13 protein-coding genes are annotated in these 16,475 nt (G+C 69.4%); 3 read left to right on the top strand and 10 right to left on the bottom strand.

The window, feature by feature from the left end; genetic code table 11:
* Positions 1-187 precede the first annotated feature (187 nt).
* Entirely contained in the window at positions 188-1,324 is a 1,137-nt protein-coding gene (locus NQU54_RS38610) for an ABC transporter ATP-binding protein (RefSeq protein WP_257635059.1), read from the top strand.
* Positions 1,317-2,366 carry an ABC transporter ATP-binding protein gene (locus NQU54_RS38605; protein WP_306279489.1) on the top strand — a complete coding sequence of 350 codons (1,050 nt, stop codon included), beginning with the start codon at positions 1,317-1,319 and terminating at the stop codon, positions 2,364-2,366. Before NQU54_RS38610 ends, NQU54_RS38605 begins: the two co-directional genes overlap by 8 nt.
* Positions 2,367-2,369: 3 nt before the next feature.
* Here NQU54_RS38605 and NQU54_RS38600 read toward each other — a convergent pair whose 3' ends face one another.
* The 3 genes from NQU54_RS38600 to NQU54_RS38590 form a co-directional block, all read right to left on the bottom strand.
* Positions 2,370-2,891, bottom strand: a complete 522-nt coding sequence (locus NQU54_RS38600) for a hypothetical protein (RefSeq protein WP_257635058.1) — start codon at positions 2,889-2,891, stop codon at positions 2,370-2,372.
* A gap of 273 nt (positions 2,892-3,164) precedes the next feature.
* Positions 3,165-3,365, bottom strand: coding sequence for a DUF397 domain-containing protein (locus tag NQU54_RS38595; RefSeq protein WP_257635057.1), 201 nt, complete (start codon positions 3,363-3,365; stop codon positions 3,165-3,167).
* A gap of 12 nt (positions 3,366-3,377) precedes the next feature.
* Complete coding sequence (locus NQU54_RS38590) at positions 3,378-4,268, bottom strand: helix-turn-helix domain-containing protein (RefSeq protein ID WP_257635056.1); 891 nt, start codon at positions 4,266-4,268, stop codon at positions 3,378-3,380.
* A 156-nt stretch (positions 4,269-4,424) separates the two neighbouring features.
* Between NQU54_RS38590 and NQU54_RS38585 the strand changes: the two genes are divergently transcribed.
* The gene (locus NQU54_RS38585; protein ID WP_257635055.1) at positions 4,425-4,850 is read left to right on the top strand and encodes an ATP-binding protein; all 426 of its coding nucleotides are present in this window, start codon (positions 4,425-4,427) and stop codon (positions 4,848-4,850) included.
* 78 nt (positions 4,851-4,928) lie between these two features.
* Here the strand turns inward: NQU54_RS38585 and NQU54_RS38580 are convergent, their stop codons facing one another.
* The 7 genes from NQU54_RS38580 to NQU54_RS38550 form a co-directional block, all read right to left on the bottom strand.
* Positions 4,929-6,086 carry an ABC transporter ATP-binding protein gene (locus NQU54_RS38580; protein ID WP_257635054.1) on the bottom strand — a complete coding sequence of 386 codons (1,158 nt, stop codon included), beginning with the start codon at positions 6,084-6,086 and terminating at the stop codon, positions 4,929-4,931.
* Positions 6,079-7,137 (bottom strand): ABC transporter ATP-binding protein, encoded by a 1,059-nt coding sequence (locus tag NQU54_RS38575; RefSeq protein WP_257635053.1) that lies wholly within the window; start codon positions 7,135-7,137, stop codon positions 6,079-6,081. Before NQU54_RS38575 ends, NQU54_RS38580 begins: the two co-directional genes overlap by 8 nt.
* Positions 7,138-7,148: 11 nt before the next feature.
* Positions 7,149-8,129, bottom strand: coding sequence for an ABC transporter permease (locus tag NQU54_RS38570; protein ID WP_257635052.1), 981 nt, complete (start codon positions 8,127-8,129; stop codon positions 7,149-7,151).
* Positions 8,122-9,048, bottom strand: a complete 927-nt coding sequence (locus NQU54_RS38565; RefSeq protein WP_069864399.1) for an ABC transporter permease — start codon at positions 9,046-9,048, stop codon at positions 8,122-8,124. Before NQU54_RS38565 ends, NQU54_RS38570 begins: the two co-directional genes overlap by 8 nt.
* A gap of 149 nt (positions 9,049-9,197) precedes the next feature.
* Positions 9,198-10,841, bottom strand: a complete 1,644-nt coding sequence (locus NQU54_RS38560) for a peptide ABC transporter substrate-binding protein (protein WP_257635051.1) — start codon at positions 10,839-10,841, stop codon at positions 9,198-9,200.
* 541 nt (positions 10,842-11,382) lie between these two features.
* Positions 11,383-13,278, bottom strand: coding sequence for a translational GTPase TypA (gene typA / locus NQU54_RS38555; protein ID WP_257635050.1), 1,896 nt, complete (start codon positions 13,276-13,278; stop codon positions 11,383-11,385).
* Positions 13,279-14,161: 883 nt separating this feature from the next.
* A complete protein-coding gene (locus NQU54_RS38550) occupies positions 14,162-16,297 on the bottom strand; it encodes an ABC transporter family substrate-binding protein (protein ID WP_257635049.1) in 2,136 nt (711 codons plus the stop codon).
* Positions 16,298-16,475 lie beyond the last annotated feature (178 nt).

Genomic DNA, 16,475 nt, shown 5'->3' with positions numbered 1-16,475 from the left:
GATGACCCGGCCCGGAGCTGGGATGACCCGGCCCGGAGCTGGGATGACCCGGCCCCGAGCCGCGATGGCTTGCCGCCGAGCCGCGATGACTCGGTCCCGAGCCGCGATGGCTGGACCCCCGGCCGCGAGGACTCGACCCCAAGCCGCGATGGCTCGACCCCAAGCCGCTATGAGGAGCTGACCTGCCGTGACGCGCCTGCTGGAGGTACGCGACCTGCGCGTGCAATTCCGCACCCGGGACGGGATCGCCGAGGCCGTCGGCGGGGTGAGCTACGGCGTGGACGCGGGCCGCACCCTCGCCGTACTGGGCGAGTCGGGGTCCGGCAAGTCGGTGACCGCGCAGGCGGTCATGGGCATCCTCGACTCCCCGCCCGGCCGGATCACCGGCGGTGAGGTGCTGTTCCGGGGGCGGGACCTGCTGACGATGCGTGCGGAGCAGCGCCGCCGGATCCGGGGCGCCGCGATGGCGATGATCTTCCAGGACGCGCTCTCCGCCCTCAACCCGGTGATCACCGTGGGCGCTCAGCTCGCCGAGATGTACGAGGTGCACCGGGGGATGTCGCGCGGGGACGCCCAGCGGCGGGCGGTCGAGCTGATGGACCGGGTCCGCATCCCGGCGGCGGGGCAGCGGGCCGGGGACTATCCGCACCAGTTCTCCGGCGGGATGCGTCAGCGCATCATGATCGCCATGGCGATGGCGCTGGAGCCGGACCTGATCATCGCCGACGAGCCGACCACGGCCCTGGACGTCACGGTCCAGGCGCAGGTCATGGACCTGCTCGCGGAGTTGCGCAGGGAGTACGCGATGGGGCTCGTCCTGATCACCCATGACCTGGGCGTGGTCGCGGACGTGGCCGACACCATCGCCGTGATGTACGCGGGCCGGATCGTGGAGACCGCGCCGGTGCGCGACCTCTACCGCCGACCCGCCCACCCCTACACCCGCGGGCTGCTGGACTCCGTACCGCGCGTGGACCACGGGGGCGGGCAAGCCCGCCGGGGTCACGCGGATCATGGGCGTCACGGGGGTCACGAGAGTCACGGGGTCCACGGAGCTCACCGTGGCGGGAAGCTCTACGCGATCAGGGGAGCGCCGCCCAGCCCCCTCACCATGCCCTCCGGCTGCCCCTTCCACCCTCGCTGCCCGCGCGCCCAGGAGGTCTGCCGCGTCGAACGGCCGCCGCTGTACGAGGTGACGACGGATGCCGGGACGGACGCCGTGGCGAACACCGGAGCGGATACCGAGTCGGGCATCGGGTCGGGCATCGGGTCCGACGGGCGGACCAGCGCCTGCCACTTCTGGAAGGAGGAGCTGCATGCCTGACCGCATGCCCGACCCCGACGGGCCGGTCCTGGAGGTGCGCGACCTGGCCAAGCTCTACCCCCTGACGCAGGGCGTGGTGTTCAAGCGCCGGACCGGCGCGGTCCGGGCGGTCGACACGGTCTCCTTCGCCCTGCGGCGCGGGGAGACGCTCGGCATCGTCGGCGAGTCCGGCTGCGGCAAGTCCACGGTCGCCAGACTGCTGGTCAGCCTGGAGCGGCCGACCGCCGGGACGATCCACTACCGGGGCGAGGACATCACCCGGCTGTCGGGCCGGGCACTGCGCGCGGTCCGCCGCAACATCCAGATGGTGTTCCAGGACCCGTACACCTCGCTCAACCCCCGTATGACCGTGGGCGACATCGTCGCCGAACCCTTCGAGATCCACCCGGAGGCGACCCCGAATGGCAACCGGCGACGGGCGGTCCAGGACCTCCTGGACGTCGTGGGCCTCAACCCCGAGCACATCAACCGCTACCCCCACCAGTTCTCCGGCGGCCAGCGCCAGCGCATCGGCATCGCCCGCGGCCTGGCGCTGCGGCCGGAGGTCATCGTCGCGGACGAACCGGTTTCGGCGCTGGACGTCTCGGTCCAGGCACAGGTCATCAACCTGATGGAGAGCCTTCAGGACGAGTTCAACCTGTCCTACATCTTCATCGCCCACGACCTGTCGGTGGTGCGGCACATCTCCAACCGGGTGGCGGTGATGTACCTGGGCCGTATCGCCGAAACGGGCACCGGCCCCGAGATCTACGACCACCCGACGCACCCCTACACCCAGGCGCTGCTGTCGGCCGTCCCGGTCCCGGACCCGGATCCGGAGCCGGAGTCGCGCGAGCCCCGCACACGCATCCTGCTCACCGGCGACGTCCCCTCCCCGGCCAACCCGCCCTCGGGCTGCCGCTTCCGCACCCGCTGCTGGAAGGCCCAGGACCGCTGCGCGGTGGAGGTGCCGGTGCTGGCGGTGCCGACGGGCCTGGCGGGCCCGGGTGCTCATGCGTCCGCATGCCACTTCGCGGAGGAGCGCGCGGAGGTCAGGGAATGACGTTCAGGGCAAGATGTCGAAAATGCTCCCGCCGGAGTCGTTCCCCAGCCTCGTGCCCGGCCCCTGGGGCACCACCTTGTGCACCGGGTGGACACGCAACTGGACTTGGGGCGCGAACGCCTGCATGGCGGTGGCGAGCAGGGCGTGATCCACCTTCCACAAGGCGATGAACCGGCTGTTCCTGACCACCTCGTGCTCGATATGCGGTGCGATACCCGCGCTGAGCTGCGGGGTGAGCCCATGGTTGGGGCCGGGAGGGTCCGGCACGCCCTGCCGCAGCTTCAGACCTATCCGCCGTATCGGCCTCTCCATGGTCTTTTTCGTGGACCACAGAACGACGGCTTCGATGTCCCGCCACGGCACGACGGCCGTGAACCGCCGGTAGCGCGTCACGGGGCCGCCCAGGGTGACGCCCGACTCATCGGCCCGGAAGGCCACCAGCCGCTTCCAGCCGACGCCCGAGAAGAGCTGCCAAGGCATACGGGTGTAGTACGCCTGATAGACCGGTGAGTAAGGGGCAGTCATACCACGACCCTACGAGGTACGGCGCGGCGCCGTCTCGCGCCTTCGGCGCATTTGAGCATGGGTCGGGGGGGTGGGGGCGGAGCGCCGTCGCCGGGCGCCGGGCCGCCGGAAGTGGGCGCCGGTGGCGGCGCCCGTGCTCGGGGCCAAGACCGTTGCCGGACTGCCGGATCGCCTCCGGATTGCCGGGGGGTGGGGTACCCCTCTGGAAAACGTTTGACAAATTAGTTGCGTGAGATCAAGCACTTTCGGAAGGGGTACCGGGAGGGGCGCGGCTCACTCTTCGAGCCGGTCGAACTCCCCCACCTTCGCGGCCCGCAGGAACGCGCGGAGCGCGGCGGGGGCCGGGGATATGACGACCTCCGGGTCGTCGCTCTCGCGGAGGTGGGGGGTGCCGACGGAGTCGGCGGCGAGTTCGACGCAGTTGGGGGCGTCGCCCGTGCTGAAGCTGGACTTCCGCCACGGAAGCGAGGACATACAGCTCTCTCCTTAGAGAAGCGGGTAGAGGATGTGCTGGATGAGCCCGAGGGAATCCTTCGCTGTACGAGCCTCCGGCGCAGACTCAGCATCGACCGGAGGCAGGGCCAGTTCACTCAACCGCTCGAACGACTCCCCATACTCGGCCAGCGTTTGGCGCTCGTCGAGGAACTGCGCCTTGCCCACCTGGTCGACGAGCACCGTGCCCAATTCCACCACGCCTGGGTCAATCACCATGAACGGGTGACTGAAGGCCGCGCTTCCCTCGTTGTCAATGGGCACGATCTGGATGGTGACGTTCGGCAGTCGTGACACCTCGATCAACCGCAAGAGCTGATCGCGCATCACCGCACGCCCTCCGTAGAGAACGCGCAACGCGGCCTCGTGGATGATCGCGTGGAAACGAACAGGCCGATCGCCCGACAGGACCTTCTGACGCCGCATCCTGAATTCCACAGCCGAGTCGCGCACTTCGCTTACGGTCGGCGAAAAACCACCGCTGTGCACAGCGGTCGCGTAGTCGCAGGTCTGGAGCAGCCCCGGAATGAACAGCAACTCGTAGTTGCGCAGGGCAACGGCTCCGGCCTCCAGCTCTGCCAAGTCGAGGTGAGTTACACCGAGGGTCGTGCGGTAGTCGCTCCACCATCCCTTCCCGGATTCCCGCCCCAGGGCCTGCAAGGCGTCAACAGGGTAGGTATATGTACCGCTGAGCTCCTGAGTGAGCTTCTGGAGGCGTTCGGCCGACAGGCCCGTGCGCCCCGCTTCGACGTTGCTGAAGTGCGGCTGACGCATACCCACCACCTCAGCCGCCTCACCGACCGTCAGCCCCGCCGCCTCCCGCACCCTACGCACCTCGATACCGAATCGGCGCTGCCGATACGTGGGATCGCCCCTGAGCCCCATGCGGTTCCCCTCTCTCGTGCGGCGAGTGTTGCGCGGCGCACGCGCACGCGTCCACTCCGTAACCTCACCACGCCCAACGGGTTGAATATATACGCGCCACATCGCTACCTTACGTATGGCGCCAGTCACAATAGGCACTCAACCGGAGGCTGCCCCATGCGCACGCCCGAAGAGCCCTGGTCCTACGGCCTGTTCATCCCCCACGACCCACGCGCCGTGGGCGTCGTACGGGCCACCGTCCGTCACATCCTCAGGGCGGCGCGGCTCGACTGCATCGTGGACACGGCCGAACTGCTCGTGTCGGAGTTGGTCACCAACGCGTACCGGAACACCACCACCGATGCGTACGTCAGCATGGACTGGGAGCCGAAGCCACCCGACTTCCGGGTCACCGTGTGGGACTCGGGCTGCGGGCTGCCGCAACCGGTGACAGCGAACGTCGAGGACGAGAGCGGGCGCGGGCTCACGCTCATCGAGTCGTGCTCCGACACCTGGGGGGTGCACGACTACACCGACAAGGACGCGGGCGTCACCGGCAAGGCCGTATGGTTCACGCTGAACCCGCCGCCCGCCGCCTCCTGAACGACGACGAGGGCCGCCCGGCCGTGGTGATCACGGCCGGGCGGCCCTCGTCGTTCGGCTGCGGCTCGCGCGGGAGTGTCAGGCGTGGACCACGTCCTTTTCCTCCGCGAAGTGACACGCCGACTCATGCGCCGCAGGCGAGTCCGTGCCGGCGAAGCGCTGTGGGATGGCCAGGAGGGGGACCTCCTTGGCGCATTTGTCCTCGGCCTTCCAGCAGCGGGTGCGGAAGCGGCAGCCGGAGGGCGGGTTGGCCGGGGAGGGGACGTCGCCGGTGAGGATGATGCGTTCGCGGCCCTCGCGCGACTCCGGGTCCGGGACCGGGACGGCCGACAGCAGCGCCTGGGTGTAGGGGTGCGTCGGGTGGTCGTAGATCTCGGTGTCGGAGCCGATCTCGGCCATCTTGCCCAGGTACATCACGCCGACCCGGTCGGAGATGTGCCGGACGATGGACAGGTCGTGGGCGATGAAGATGTAGGACAGGTTGAACTCGTCCTGGAGGCCCTCCATCAGATTGATGACCTGAGCCTGGACGGAGACGTCGAGCGCGGAGACCGGCTCGTCGCAGATGATGATCTCCGGGTTGAGGGCGAGGCCGCGGGCGATGCCGATGCGCTGGCGCTGACCGCCGGAGAACTGGTGGGGGTAGCGGTTGATGTACTCGGGGTTGAGGCCCACCACGTCCAGGAGGTCCTGGACCTTGCGGCGGCGGTCGCCCTTCGGGGCCACCTCGGGGTGGATCTCGAAGGGCTCCCCGATGATGTCGCCCACGGTCATACGGGGGTTGAGCGAGGTGTAGGGATCCTGGAACACCATCTGGATGTTGCGGCGGACGGCCCGCAGCGCGCGGCCCGACAGCCGGGTGATGTCCTGGCCCTTGTAGAAGACCTCGCCCGCGGTGGCGGTCTCCAGGGTCATCAGCAGCTTGGCGACGGTGGACTTGCCACAGCCGGACTCGCCGACGATGCCGAGCGTCTCGCCCTGGTAGAGGTCGAAGGAGATGCCGTCGACCGCCTTGACCGCGCCGATCTGCCGCTTGAAGAGGATGCCCTGGGTCAGCGGGAAGTGCTTGACCAGGTTGCGCACCTGGAGGATCGGCTCGCCCCGGTCGACCTTCGCCTCGATCGCGGCGACGGCCTCGTCCTCGGTGGCCGCTTCGACCGTCTCCACCTCCGTGACGTTGGGGGTGGTGTCCGCGGCCGGTTCCATGGCCTTGTCGTTCTTCTCGGTGTCAGCCATGGATGGTCTCCTTCCAGAAGTGGCAGGCGCTGCCGCGGCCCGGCAGCTCCGTGCCGTCCTGCTCGGTGACCGGCACCAGGGCGGGGACCTCCGTACGGCAGATGTCCTCGGCCCTGGGGCAGCGCGGGTTGAAGGCGCAGCCCGTGGGGATCTTGAGCAGATTGGGCGGCAGCCCCTTGATCGCGTAGAGCTCCTGCCCCTTGCGGTCCAGGCGCGGGATGGACTCCAGCAGACCCTGGGTGTAGGGGTGGGCCGGGCGCTTGTAGAGCTCGTGCACGGGGGCGGTCTCGACGATCCGGCCCGCGTACATCACGGCGATCTTGTCGGCGACGTCCGCCACCACACCCAGGTCATGGGTGATCAGGATCAGACCCATGTGGTACTCGCGCTGGAGCTCCGCGAGCAGGTCCATCACCTGGGCCTGGACGGTCACGTCAAGGGCCGTGGTGGGCTCGTCGGCGATGATCAGGTCCGGCTCCAGCGCCATCGCCATGGCGATCATGATGCGCTGGCGCATACCGCCGGAGAACTGGTGCGGGTAGTCGCTCACCCGCTCCTTGGCCGCCGGGATGCGGACCCGGTCCATCAGCTCGATGGCCTTGGCCTTGGCGTCCTTCTTGGACAGGCCCTGGTGGACCCGGAACATCTCGCCGAGCTGATAGCCCACGGAGAGCACCGGGTTCAGCGCCGAGAGCGCGTCCTGGAAGATCATGGCGATCTTCCGGCCGCGGATCTTCCGGCGGTCCTCGGCCGACATGGTGAGCATGTCCTCGCCCCGGAACAGGATCTGCCCCTGGGGGATCCTCCCGGGCGGCATGTCCAGGATGCCCATGATCGCCTGGGCGGTCACCGACTTGCCGGAGCCGGACTCGCCGAGGACGGCGAGCGTCTCACCGGCGTGGACGTTGTAGTTGACGCCGTTGACGGCCTTGGCGACACCGTCCCGGGTGTGGAACTCCACATGCAGATCACGGACTTCCAGCAGCGGGGTGCCGCCGTCGCCCGCGCCCTCGCGGACGGCGTCGTCCGCGGTCTTCTCGATGGTGGTCACGTACGCCCTCCTCAGCGCAGCTTGGGGTCGAGGGCGTCGCGCACCGCGTCGCCGAGCGTGATGAATGCGAACACGGTGAGGCTCAGCATTCCGGCCGGGAACAACATCACATGCGGGTTGTCCCGGATGGCGTCCTTGGCGTCGGAGATGTCGATGCCCCACGAGATGGTGGGGTCGGCGAGGCCGAGGCCGAGGAAGGACAGCGTGGCCTCGGCGGAGATGTACGCGCCGAGGGAGATGGTGGCCACCACGATGGTGGGTGCCAGAGCGTTCGGCAGGACGTGCCGGAAGAGGATCCGGCCGGTGCCCGCGCCGAGCGCACGCGCCGCGGTGACGTAGTCCGCCTGCTTGGCGGTGATCACCGAACTGCGCATCACCCGGGCGATGGTAGTCCAGCCGAGGAAGGCGAGCGCCGCGATCACGACGTACACCTTGCGCTCGGTGAAGGCGTTCAGGACGACCATCGAGCCGAGCAGGAACGGCAGGCCGAAGAAGATGTCGACGAGCCGGGAGATGATCGAGTCGATCCAGCCGCCGAAGTACCCGGCCACCATGCCCAGCAGACCGCCGACGAGGGTCACCACCGCGGTCACGCCGACGCCGACCATGATCGAGGCGCGGGTGCCGTAGATGACCCGGGCGTAGATGGAGCGGCCCTGGCCGTCGTAGCCGAACCAGTCGGCCTGGAAGAAGTGGGTCAGCTCGGGCTTGGTCAGGAAGTGGTTGGTCAGATCGCCGTTGCGCGGCTCGGCGCTGGTGAACAGGCCGGGGAACGCCGCGATGGCCAGCAGCAGCACCAGCAGCACCGCCGAGATCCAGAACAGCGGACGGTGGCGCAGCTCGAACCAGGCGTCGCCCCACAGCGAGCGCGGCTTGCCCTGGGGGGCGGGGCCGGCGGCGGGAGCGGCGGTGGTGGCGGCGTCCGCCTCGACTGGCGGGGCCACGGCGTCGACCGCCGCGCCGCCGGACTGGGATTTGGTCACGTCAGGCATACCGGATCCTCGGGTCCAGGACCGCGTACAGCAGGTCGACGAGCAGATTGATCAGCAGGATGACGAGGACGAAGATCGTCACGACACCGACGATGGTGGTGCCCTCCCGCTGTCCCAGCGCCTTGAAGAGCAGATTGCCGACGCCCTGGACGTTGAAGATGCCCTCGGTGACCACCGCGCCGCCGACCAGCGCGCCGACGTCGGTGCCGAGGAAGGTCACCACGGGGATGAGCGAGTTGCGCAGCAGGTGGACGCCGACGATCCGGCGGCGCGGCAGCCCCTTGGCGAGCGCGGTGCGCATGTAGTCCGCGCGCAGGTTCTCCGCGAAGGTGGTGCGGGTCAGCCGGGCCACATACGCCATGGAGAGCATCGCGAGAACGAAGCCGGGCAGCAGCAGCTGCTGGACGTCCATCGAGTCCTGCACGTTCGGTGGCAGCCAGCCGAGCTCGTCGGCGAAGATGAACCGGGCCAGGTAGCCGAGGACGAAGACCGGCATCGAGATGACGATCAGGGTGAAGATCAGCACGCCGGTGTCGACGGCACGGCCCGCCTTGAGGCCGGCCCAGGCGCCGAGCCCGATGCCGACGATGATTTCGATGGTGAGGGCCACCGCCGCGAGGCGGAGGGTCACCGGGAAGGCCATCCCCATTTCCTCGGAGACCGGCCGGCCGCCGAAGGTCTGGCCGAAGTCGCCCTTGAAGAGGTCGACCATGTAGTCGATGTACTGCTTCCACAGGGGCTGGTCGAGCCCGAACTCATGGCGGAGCGACGCGACCTGCGCGGGGTCCGCGGCCTTGTCGCCCCACATCGCCCGGATGGGGTCGCCGGGAAGGACGTGGACCATGAGGAAAATAATCAGTGTGGTCCCGATGAAGACCGGGATCATCTGGAGCAGTCGCCTGGCGACGTAGCGCCCCATTATGCCTCCATGCCGTTGGGGGGCGGCGGAGGCCACGTCTCGTCTGCGCCACGCGGGTGGGGGGATGAGCTGCGGGCCTCACGCCTGCGGGCCGGTGCCGCCGCTCCCCGGTGGGGAGAAGCGGCGGCACCGGCCGGCGGTCCCGATGATTACTTCTTCTTCACCTGGACGTTGGTGAAGATGGGGTCGCCGTCCTGGCCGTAGGGGATCTTCCCGAGGACCTTGCTGGACTGGCCGCTGTTGACCTTGTAGAACCACAGCGGGATCGCCGGCATGTCCTTCGCGAGGATCTGCTCCGCCTGCTGGTAGAGCTTCACGGTCTCGTCGAGGGTGGGGGCCTTGTCGGCCTTGTTGGCGAGCGCGTCGAACTCCTTGTTGGCGTAACCGCTGGTGTTACCGGCCGCCTTGGAGCCGTACAGGTCCCTCATGAAGTTCGAGTTGACCGGGTAGTCGAGCACCCAGCCACCGCGGTACATGGACTTGACCTGGTGCTTGTCACGCGCGTTCAGGTCGGCCTGGAAGTCGGGCTTGGAGTCGCCGGTGCAGTCGACGCCGGTGGCCTTGCGGATGCTGTTGCAGACCGCGTCCACCCAGGGCTTGTGGTCCTGGTCGGCGTTGTACTGGATCGAGATCTTGTTGCCCGGGACCCCGCCGCCCTCCTTGATGAGGGCCTTGGCCTTGGCCGGGTCGTAGGTGACCTGCTCCTTGAGCGCGCCGGCCTTGTAGCCGATCACGCCGCGGGCGACATAGCTGTCGGCCGGGGTGCGGGAGCCGTGCAGCACGGTCTTGGTGATCGTGTCACGGTCGATCGCCATGGACAGACCCTGGATGACCTTGGGGTCGATGTCCTTGAACTGGTCGGTGTAGAAGGCCGGGACGACCGACTGGACCGCCGAGTACTCCTCGTCGATCGCGCGCTTGCCGAGGTCCGACTTGTAGTTGGTCAGCGCGGTGGTCGGGACCTGCTCGATCCAGTCGAGGTTGTTGGAGCGCAGGTCCGAGTAGGCGGCGTCGGCGGTGGTGTAGTTCTTGAAGTCGATGCCGCCGTTCTTGGCCTTGTTCGGGCCCTGGTAGTCCGCGTACTTACGGACCTTGATCATCTTCTTGTGGTCCCAGGAGACGAACTTGTAGGGACCGTTCCCGACCGGCTTCTCACCGTAGCCCTTGGGGTCCTTGAAGAAGCCGCTGGGCAGCGGGGTCCACACGTCGTAGCCCAGCTTGTAGGCGAAGTACGAGACCGAGCTGTTGAGCTCGATCTTGAACTCGTTGTCGTTGACGACCTTCAGGCCGGACATCTTGTCGGCCTTGGGCTTGCCCTTCTCCGGGTGGACGTCCTCGTAGCCCTTGATGTCCTGGAACCAGCTGGAGTTGGTCTGGTTGTTCGCGACGTTGGCGGACCAGTTCCAGGAGTCCACATAGGACTTGGCGGTCACGGCCTCGCCGTTGTGGAACTTCCAGCCCGGCTTGAGCTTGACGGTCCAGACGGAGGAGTCCTTGTTGGGGGTGACGGACTCGGCGTTGACGTACACCAGCTTGCCGGTGCCAGGCTCGTAGTCCACCAGGCCCGCGAAGATCGTGCGGAGCACCCGGCTGCCCTGGCTCTCCTTGGCGTTCGCCGGCTGCAGCGGGTTCTGCGGCTCGCTCAGCTGGGCGGTGAGTATCCCGTTCGGGTCCGCCGTGCCCTTGTTCATGTCATTGCTGCCGCTGTCGCTGTCGTTGCCACCACAGGCGGTCGCGGCGAGTGCCACAACTGCTGCCAACGCGACCCACTTGGCGCTCTGCGCACCGCGCATGGGTTTGCCTCCTCAGGAGTCCACTGTCACTACGAGAGGGGGCGCCCGGAGACACGCTGACACCCCTGACAGCGAAAGGGACCGGAACCCCCCAGATGCGCTCGTAGGTCCGCGCTCCCCACAGCGTGTGACCCATTGACCCGAGCTCAATGGACCCCATGATTGAGCACGTCCGGCCCTTAAACCACACCTTATGGGTCTCGCTTTGGTCACAGCATCTACGCGCGGAGCTTTGAAATCCGGACAAAACTGTCCCAGACAGACACACGCGAAACGGACTGTTAACACATCATGCGGAGCCCGGACGCCGATATCCGGACGCCCGGATCCGGATAACCGCTTGACTGGCACGTTGCTGACATGGCAAGAGCCCGGACCCCCGCCGTGGAAGCGGTGGGTCCGGGCCATGGACGGCTCACCGAGGCGCGGTGGGGCGCCTACGCTCCGTGATCGGCGCCGGTGTGCGCGGCGGCGCCGGGCGCGAGCCTCGGCGCGTCGTACCCAGGCGCGAGCGTCGGCGCTTGGCGCCCGGGGGCGAGCGTCAGCGCTTGGCGCGGGCGGCCGAGCGGGCGCGCTCCTTCTGGTCCAGCACCACCTTGCGGATCCGCACCGTCTCCGGCGTCACCTCGACGCATTCGTCGTCGCGGCAGAACTCCAGGGACTGCTCGAGCGAGAGCATCCGCGGCGGGACCAGGGACTCGGTCACATCCGCGGTGGAGGACCGCATGTTGGTGAGCTTCTTCTCCTTGGTGATGTTGACGTCCATGTCGTCGGAGCGGGAGTTCTCGCCGACGATCATGCCCTCATACACCTCGGTGCCCGGCGAGACGAACAGCACACCGCGCTCCTGGAGGTTGGTCATCGCGAAGGCGGTCACCGCGCCCGAGCGGTCGGCCACCAGTGAGCCGTTGTTACGCGTCTTCAGCTCGCCGAACCACGGCTCGTGGCCCTCGTGGATGGAGTGGGCGATACCGGTGCCGCGCGTCGCGGTCAGGAACTCGGTACGGAAGCCGATCAGACCGCGGGAGGGAACGATGAACTCCATGCGGACCCAGCCGGAGCCGTGGTTGGACATGTTGTCCATCCGGCCCTTGCGGGTGCCCATGAGCTGGGTGACCGCGCCCATGTGCTCCTCGGGCACATCGATGGTGATGCGCTCGATCGGCTCGTGGACCTTGCCCTCGATCTCCCGGGTGACCACCTGCGGCTTGCCGACGGTCAGCTCGAAGCCCTCCCGGCGCATGGTCTCCACCAGGATCGCCAGCGCCAACTCGCCCCGGCCCTGCACCTCCCAGGCGTCCGGGCGGTCGGTGGGCAGCACGCGCAGCGAGACGTTACCGATCAGCTCGCGCTCGAGCCGGTCCTTGACCAGCCGCGCGGTGACCTTGCGGTCCTTCACGGCCGACTTGTCGGCGCCCTTGCCGCCGGGGCCGCGGCCGACCAGCGGGGAGGTGTTGGTGCCGATGGTCATCGAGATCGCGGGCTCGTCGACGGTGATCAGCGGCAGCGCGACCGGGTTCTCCGGGTCGGCCAGGGTCTCGCCGATCATGATGTCCGGGATGCCGGCTACGGCGCAGATGTCACCGGGGCCCGCCACCTCGGCGGGCTTGCGGGTGAGCGCCTCGGTCATCATCAGCTCGGTGATCCGGACGTTGGAGATGGTGCCGTCGCGCTTGATCCACGCGACCGTCTGCCCCTTCTTCAGCTCGCCCTGCTCGACCCGGAGCAGCGCGATACGGCCGAGGAAGTTGTCCGCGTCCAGGTTGGTGACATGGGCCTGGAGCGGCGCGGCCGCGTCGTACTCCGGCGCCGGGACGGTGTCCAGGAGGGCGGAGAAGAACGGCTGGAGGCTGTCGCTGTCGGCCGGGACGGTGCCGTCCTCCGGCTTGGTCAGCGAGGCCACACCGTCGCGGGCGCAGGCGTAGACGATCGGGAATTCGATCTGCTCCTCGGTCGCGTCCAGGTCCAGGAAGAGGTCGTACGCCTCGTTGACGACCTCGTCGATCCGGGAGTCCGGTCGGTCGGTCTTGTTGATGCACAGGATCACCGGCAGCTTGGCCTGGAGCGCCTTGCGCAGTACGAAGCGGGTCTGCGGCAGCGGCCCCTCGGAGGCGTCCACCAGCAGGACCACCGCGTCGACCATGGACAGCCCGCGCTCGACCTCACCGCCGAAGTCGGCGTGGCCGGGGGTGTCGATGATGTTGATGGTGACGGGGTCGCCGCCGTCCGCCGGGTGGTACTTCACGGCGGTGTTCTTCGCGAGAATGGTGATGCCCTTCTCGCGCTCCAGGTCGTTGGAGTCCATGACCCGGTCGTCCACCTGCTGGTGGGCGGCGAACGCGCCCGCCTGCTTGAGCATGGCGTCGACGAGGGTCGTCTTGCCGTGGTCGACGTGGGCGACGATGGCAACGTTACGAATGTCGTGGCGCGTGGGCATGAAAGCGCGCTTCTCCCGGTTGTTGGGTGGCGGCGCGCTCCTGGTGCGGCGCGCCTTCCGCCGGGCTGATCACGCCTCGGCCTCACCCCCATGGTACGGGGACGGCGCGGGGACGGATGCCGCAGCCCGCCCCCGCGCCGGTCGCCTCACCCGTGGACTCCGCCGGTGGCCGGTGCGGCCGCGGTGTGTCCGGCGGGTCCCGGCGGGTCTTTCCCCTCCCCGCCCCTCCCACTACCAGGGGCTCCGCCCCTGGACCCCGGCGTCCGGGCCGGCCCCCGACCAGGCGGCGGAGCCGCAAATCGATGCCGCGGGAAGGGGCTGCTGGAAGGGCCGAGAGCCCCGGACCGGAGGCAGAGGCAGAACCCCGGCCCGGGGTCTGGGGGCTCGGAACCCCGGTTCCAGGGTCTGGGGGCTCGGAACCCCGGTCCGGGGTCTGGGGGCTCGGAACCCCGGTCCGGGGTCTGGGGGCTCGGAACCCCGGTCCGGGGTCTGGGGGCTGGGTCGAAGCCCCGCAACGCGGCGGAGCCGCATGCCGATGCTTTCCCCTACCCGCCCCTTCCCGCTACCAAGGGCTCCGCCCCTGGACCCCGAGGCCCGGGGGCGAAGCCCGACCACGCGGCGCAGCTGCAAATCGACGCCACGGGAAGGGCCAGAACCCCGGCCAGGAGGCCGAGGCGGAGCCCCGCCACACGGTGGAGCCGCATACCGATGCTGCGGCAAGGGGGCGAGAGCCCCGGACCGAAAGGCTAAGGCGAGAACCCCGGTCCGGGGTCTCGGGCGGAGCCCCGGTTGTGGGGCCTGGGGCGAAGCCCCGGTTGCGGGGGCTGGGGCGAAGCCCCGGTTGCGGGGAGGGGCGGGGAGGGGAAAGGTCCGCCGGGTACCCCTAGCGGCGGAAGCCGATGTCCTGGTAGCGGGGCGTGGCGAAGCCGAAGGCGCCCGCGTTGACCAGGCCCTTACGCATCGCGATCAGCTGGGGGCGCTGATAGAGCGGAATCGATCCGGCCGCCGCCCAGATCCGGGCGTCCGCACGGCTGACCAGGGAGCGGGAGGCCCCGCCGTCCAGCTCGGAGAGCGCCTGGTCGAAGAGCTGGTCGATCTGGTCGGTGCCCACCCGGGTGTAGTTCTGCTCGACGACCAGGGAACCGTCGGCGGCGGGCCGCGGCTTGGCGTAGATGGGGCGGGCGTCGGTGGCCGGGTAGGCGGACGCGGGCCAGGAGTAGAGGGCCAGGTCGTAGTCGCCGGTGGCGATGTGGTCCCGGAAGTAGCTCTCACCCGAGACCTTGGTGATCTCGGTCCGGACGCCGATCTTCTCCAGCATCCGCGCGATGCGCCGGCCGACCGTGCTCAGCTGGGCGCCGGCCTGGTCGTCGGGGAGGACGAAGCGCAGCACCAGCGGCCGTCCCTTCTTCCGTACGACGGCCGCCTCGCCGAGCCGCCCGGAGCGCCCGGCGTCACCGGCCGCGGGGGCGGCGCCGGCGGACCGCTCGGAGGACGCGGTGCCGGACGCGGCGCCGGCGGACCGCTCCGAGGACGCGGTGCCGGAGGCGCTCCGGGACGCGGGCTCGGAGGCGCCCTCGGACGCCGTTCCGGAGGCGCCCTCGGTGGCGGTGTCCGTGGCGTTGTCCGTGGCGGTGTCCGTTTCCGTGGCCGTCGGGGCGCTGTGCGGTCGGCCCCGGTCATCCGTCTTGCCGTCGAGCGCCTTCTGCCGGCTCCCGGTGCCCCCCGCCCGCCAGCCCGCGTCGGCGAGCAGCGACTGCGCGGCGTTCTTGTCCGGGTCGCCGAGGGCGCCGCTGTGGTCCTTGTAGCCCGGCTGGCCCACCATCAGCAGATGGTTGCCGAGCGGCTCGGACGGCAGCCCCATCGGCTTCAGCACCGCCTTGGCCAGGGCCTTCCGGTCGACCGCGCGGGCCACCGCGCGGCGCACCCGCTCATCGGCGAGCGGGCCCTTGGTGCCGTTGAGGGCGAGTTGGGTGTAGGCGGGGTCCAGGGCCTTGCGCAGGGTGAACCTGCTCAGCGCCCGGGTCCGCGACCGGTTCTTGTCGGTGTCGCCCGTCGCCCCGCCCTGGGCCCCCGCCGTCTGGCGGCCGCCGGTGGACGGCTCCGGCGCGCCCGCCTTGCCCGGTGCCGAGGAGCCCTGGTCGGCGCCCGCGGCCTGTTTGCCCGGGGCGGTGGCCCGGATGCGCCGGGCGGTGGCCGGGTCCACCTCGGCCAGGTCCAGCTGCCCGGCGATCAGGGCCTGGGCCCGCTTTTCGGCCGGCACCGCCTGGAAGACCATCCGGCTCAGCCGCGCCCGGTCGCCCCACCAGCGCGGGTTGCGGACGAGGGTGACGGAGTTGTCCGAGACCTGGCGGACCATGAAGGGCCCGGCGCCGACCGCGAGTCCCTTACTCGCCGCCGCGGAGAACACCGCCGGGTTGCCCATCACGCTCTTCGGATAGAGCGGGGTGAACAGCGAGCGCCAGTCGGTGTACGGCTTGGCGAAGGTGACCTTCACCTCGTGCGCCTTGTCCCCGGGTTCGACCTTGGCGATCCGGTCGTAGCCGGCGTTGCGCGCCGTCCCGTACTTGTCGTCGGTGCCGCGCAGCGCCCTCCACTGGGCCTGGAAGTCCTCCACGCCGAGCGGGCGCCCGTCGCTCCACACCGCCTTGGGGTTGAGCTTGTAGACCACGACCTGCTTGGGGTCGCTCGAGGTGACGTCGGCGGAGGCCAGATAGTCGCCGTTGCGCTGGGGGCGGCCCCGGGCGTCCAGGGTGTAGAGGGAGGGCAGCACGGCGCCCGCGATTCGCTCGGTGCCCGTGTCCGCCGTCTTCGAGAAGGCGTTGAGAGTGGTGGGCGTCGCGTCCACGGCCCAGCGCAGGGTGCCGGTGCCGGTGGTCCCGGCGCGGGGCGCGGCGGCGATGTCCCAGGCCGCGGGCGGCGGCGGACCGTCGTCGTCCGAGCTGCATCCGGTCAGTACGGGCAGCGGCAGCATCACCCCCGCGGCGAGCAGCATGGCGCGGCGGCCTTTGGTGATGGGCATGGCTCGTACCTCCGCAGGGTGACGGATATATGCGCATTTGGCATAGTGTGACGCTGATCGCATATACTCCTCACTCAAAGCGACGGTTCATGGGACAGCACGCCGAGAGGGCCACGGAGACGGCCATGAGGGGAAAGGATCACCCGACCGGATCAGCGCGGCGGGCGCGCACTCCGGC

Origin of the sequence: Streptomyces malaysiensis subsp. samsunensis (assembly GCF_024519315.1) — a bacterium.
Taxonomy (GTDB): domain Bacteria; phylum Actinomycetota; class Actinomycetes; order Streptomycetales; family Streptomycetaceae; genus Streptomyces; species Streptomyces malaysiensis.
The sequence above is the reverse complement of the archived record's forward strand: the minus strand, read 5'-3'. Positions and strand labels throughout refer to the sequence as shown.

What these genes read in the sequence shown, in the direction of transcription:
- NQU54_RS38550 (WP_257635049.1), bottom strand. Translation starts at nt 16,297, where the DNA reads ATGCCCATCACCAAAGGCCGCCGCGCCATGCTGCTCGCCGCGGGGGTG.
- NQU54_RS38595 (WP_257635057.1), bottom strand. Translation starts at nt 3,365, where the DNA reads ATGTCCTCGCTTCCGTGGCGGAAGTCCAGCTTCAGCACGGGCGACGCC.
- NQU54_RS38570 (WP_257635052.1), bottom strand. Translation starts at nt 8,129, where the DNA reads ATGCCTGACGTGACCAAATCCCAGTCCGGCGGCGCGGCGGTCGACGCC.
- NQU54_RS38605 (WP_306279489.1), top strand. Translation starts at nt 1,317, where the DNA reads ATGCCTGACCGCATGCCCGACCCCGACGGGCCGGTCCTGGAGGTGCGC.
- NQU54_RS38590 (WP_257635056.1), bottom strand. Translation starts at nt 4,268, where the DNA reads ATGGGGCTCAGGGGCGATCCCACGTATCGGCAGCGCCGATTCGGTATC.
- NQU54_RS38580 (WP_257635054.1), bottom strand. Translation starts at nt 6,086, where the DNA reads ATGGCTGACACCGAGAAGAACGACAAGGCCATGGAACCGGCCGCGGAC.
- NQU54_RS38565 (WP_069864399.1), bottom strand. Translation starts at nt 9,048, where the DNA reads ATGGGGCGCTACGTCGCCAGGCGACTGCTCCAGATGATCCCGGTCTTC.
- typA (WP_257635050.1), bottom strand. Translation starts at nt 13,278, where the DNA reads ATGCCCACGCGCCACGACATTCGTAACGTTGCCATCGTCGCCCACGTC.
- NQU54_RS38560 (WP_257635051.1), bottom strand. Translation starts at nt 10,841, where the DNA reads ATGCGCGGTGCGCAGAGCGCCAAGTGGGTCGCGTTGGCAGCAGTTGTG.
- NQU54_RS38600 (WP_257635058.1), bottom strand. Translation starts at nt 2,891, where the DNA reads ATGACTGCCCCTTACTCACCGGTCTATCAGGCGTACTACACCCGTATG.
- NQU54_RS38585 (WP_257635055.1), top strand. Translation starts at nt 4,425, where the DNA reads ATGCGCACGCCCGAAGAGCCCTGGTCCTACGGCCTGTTCATCCCCCAC.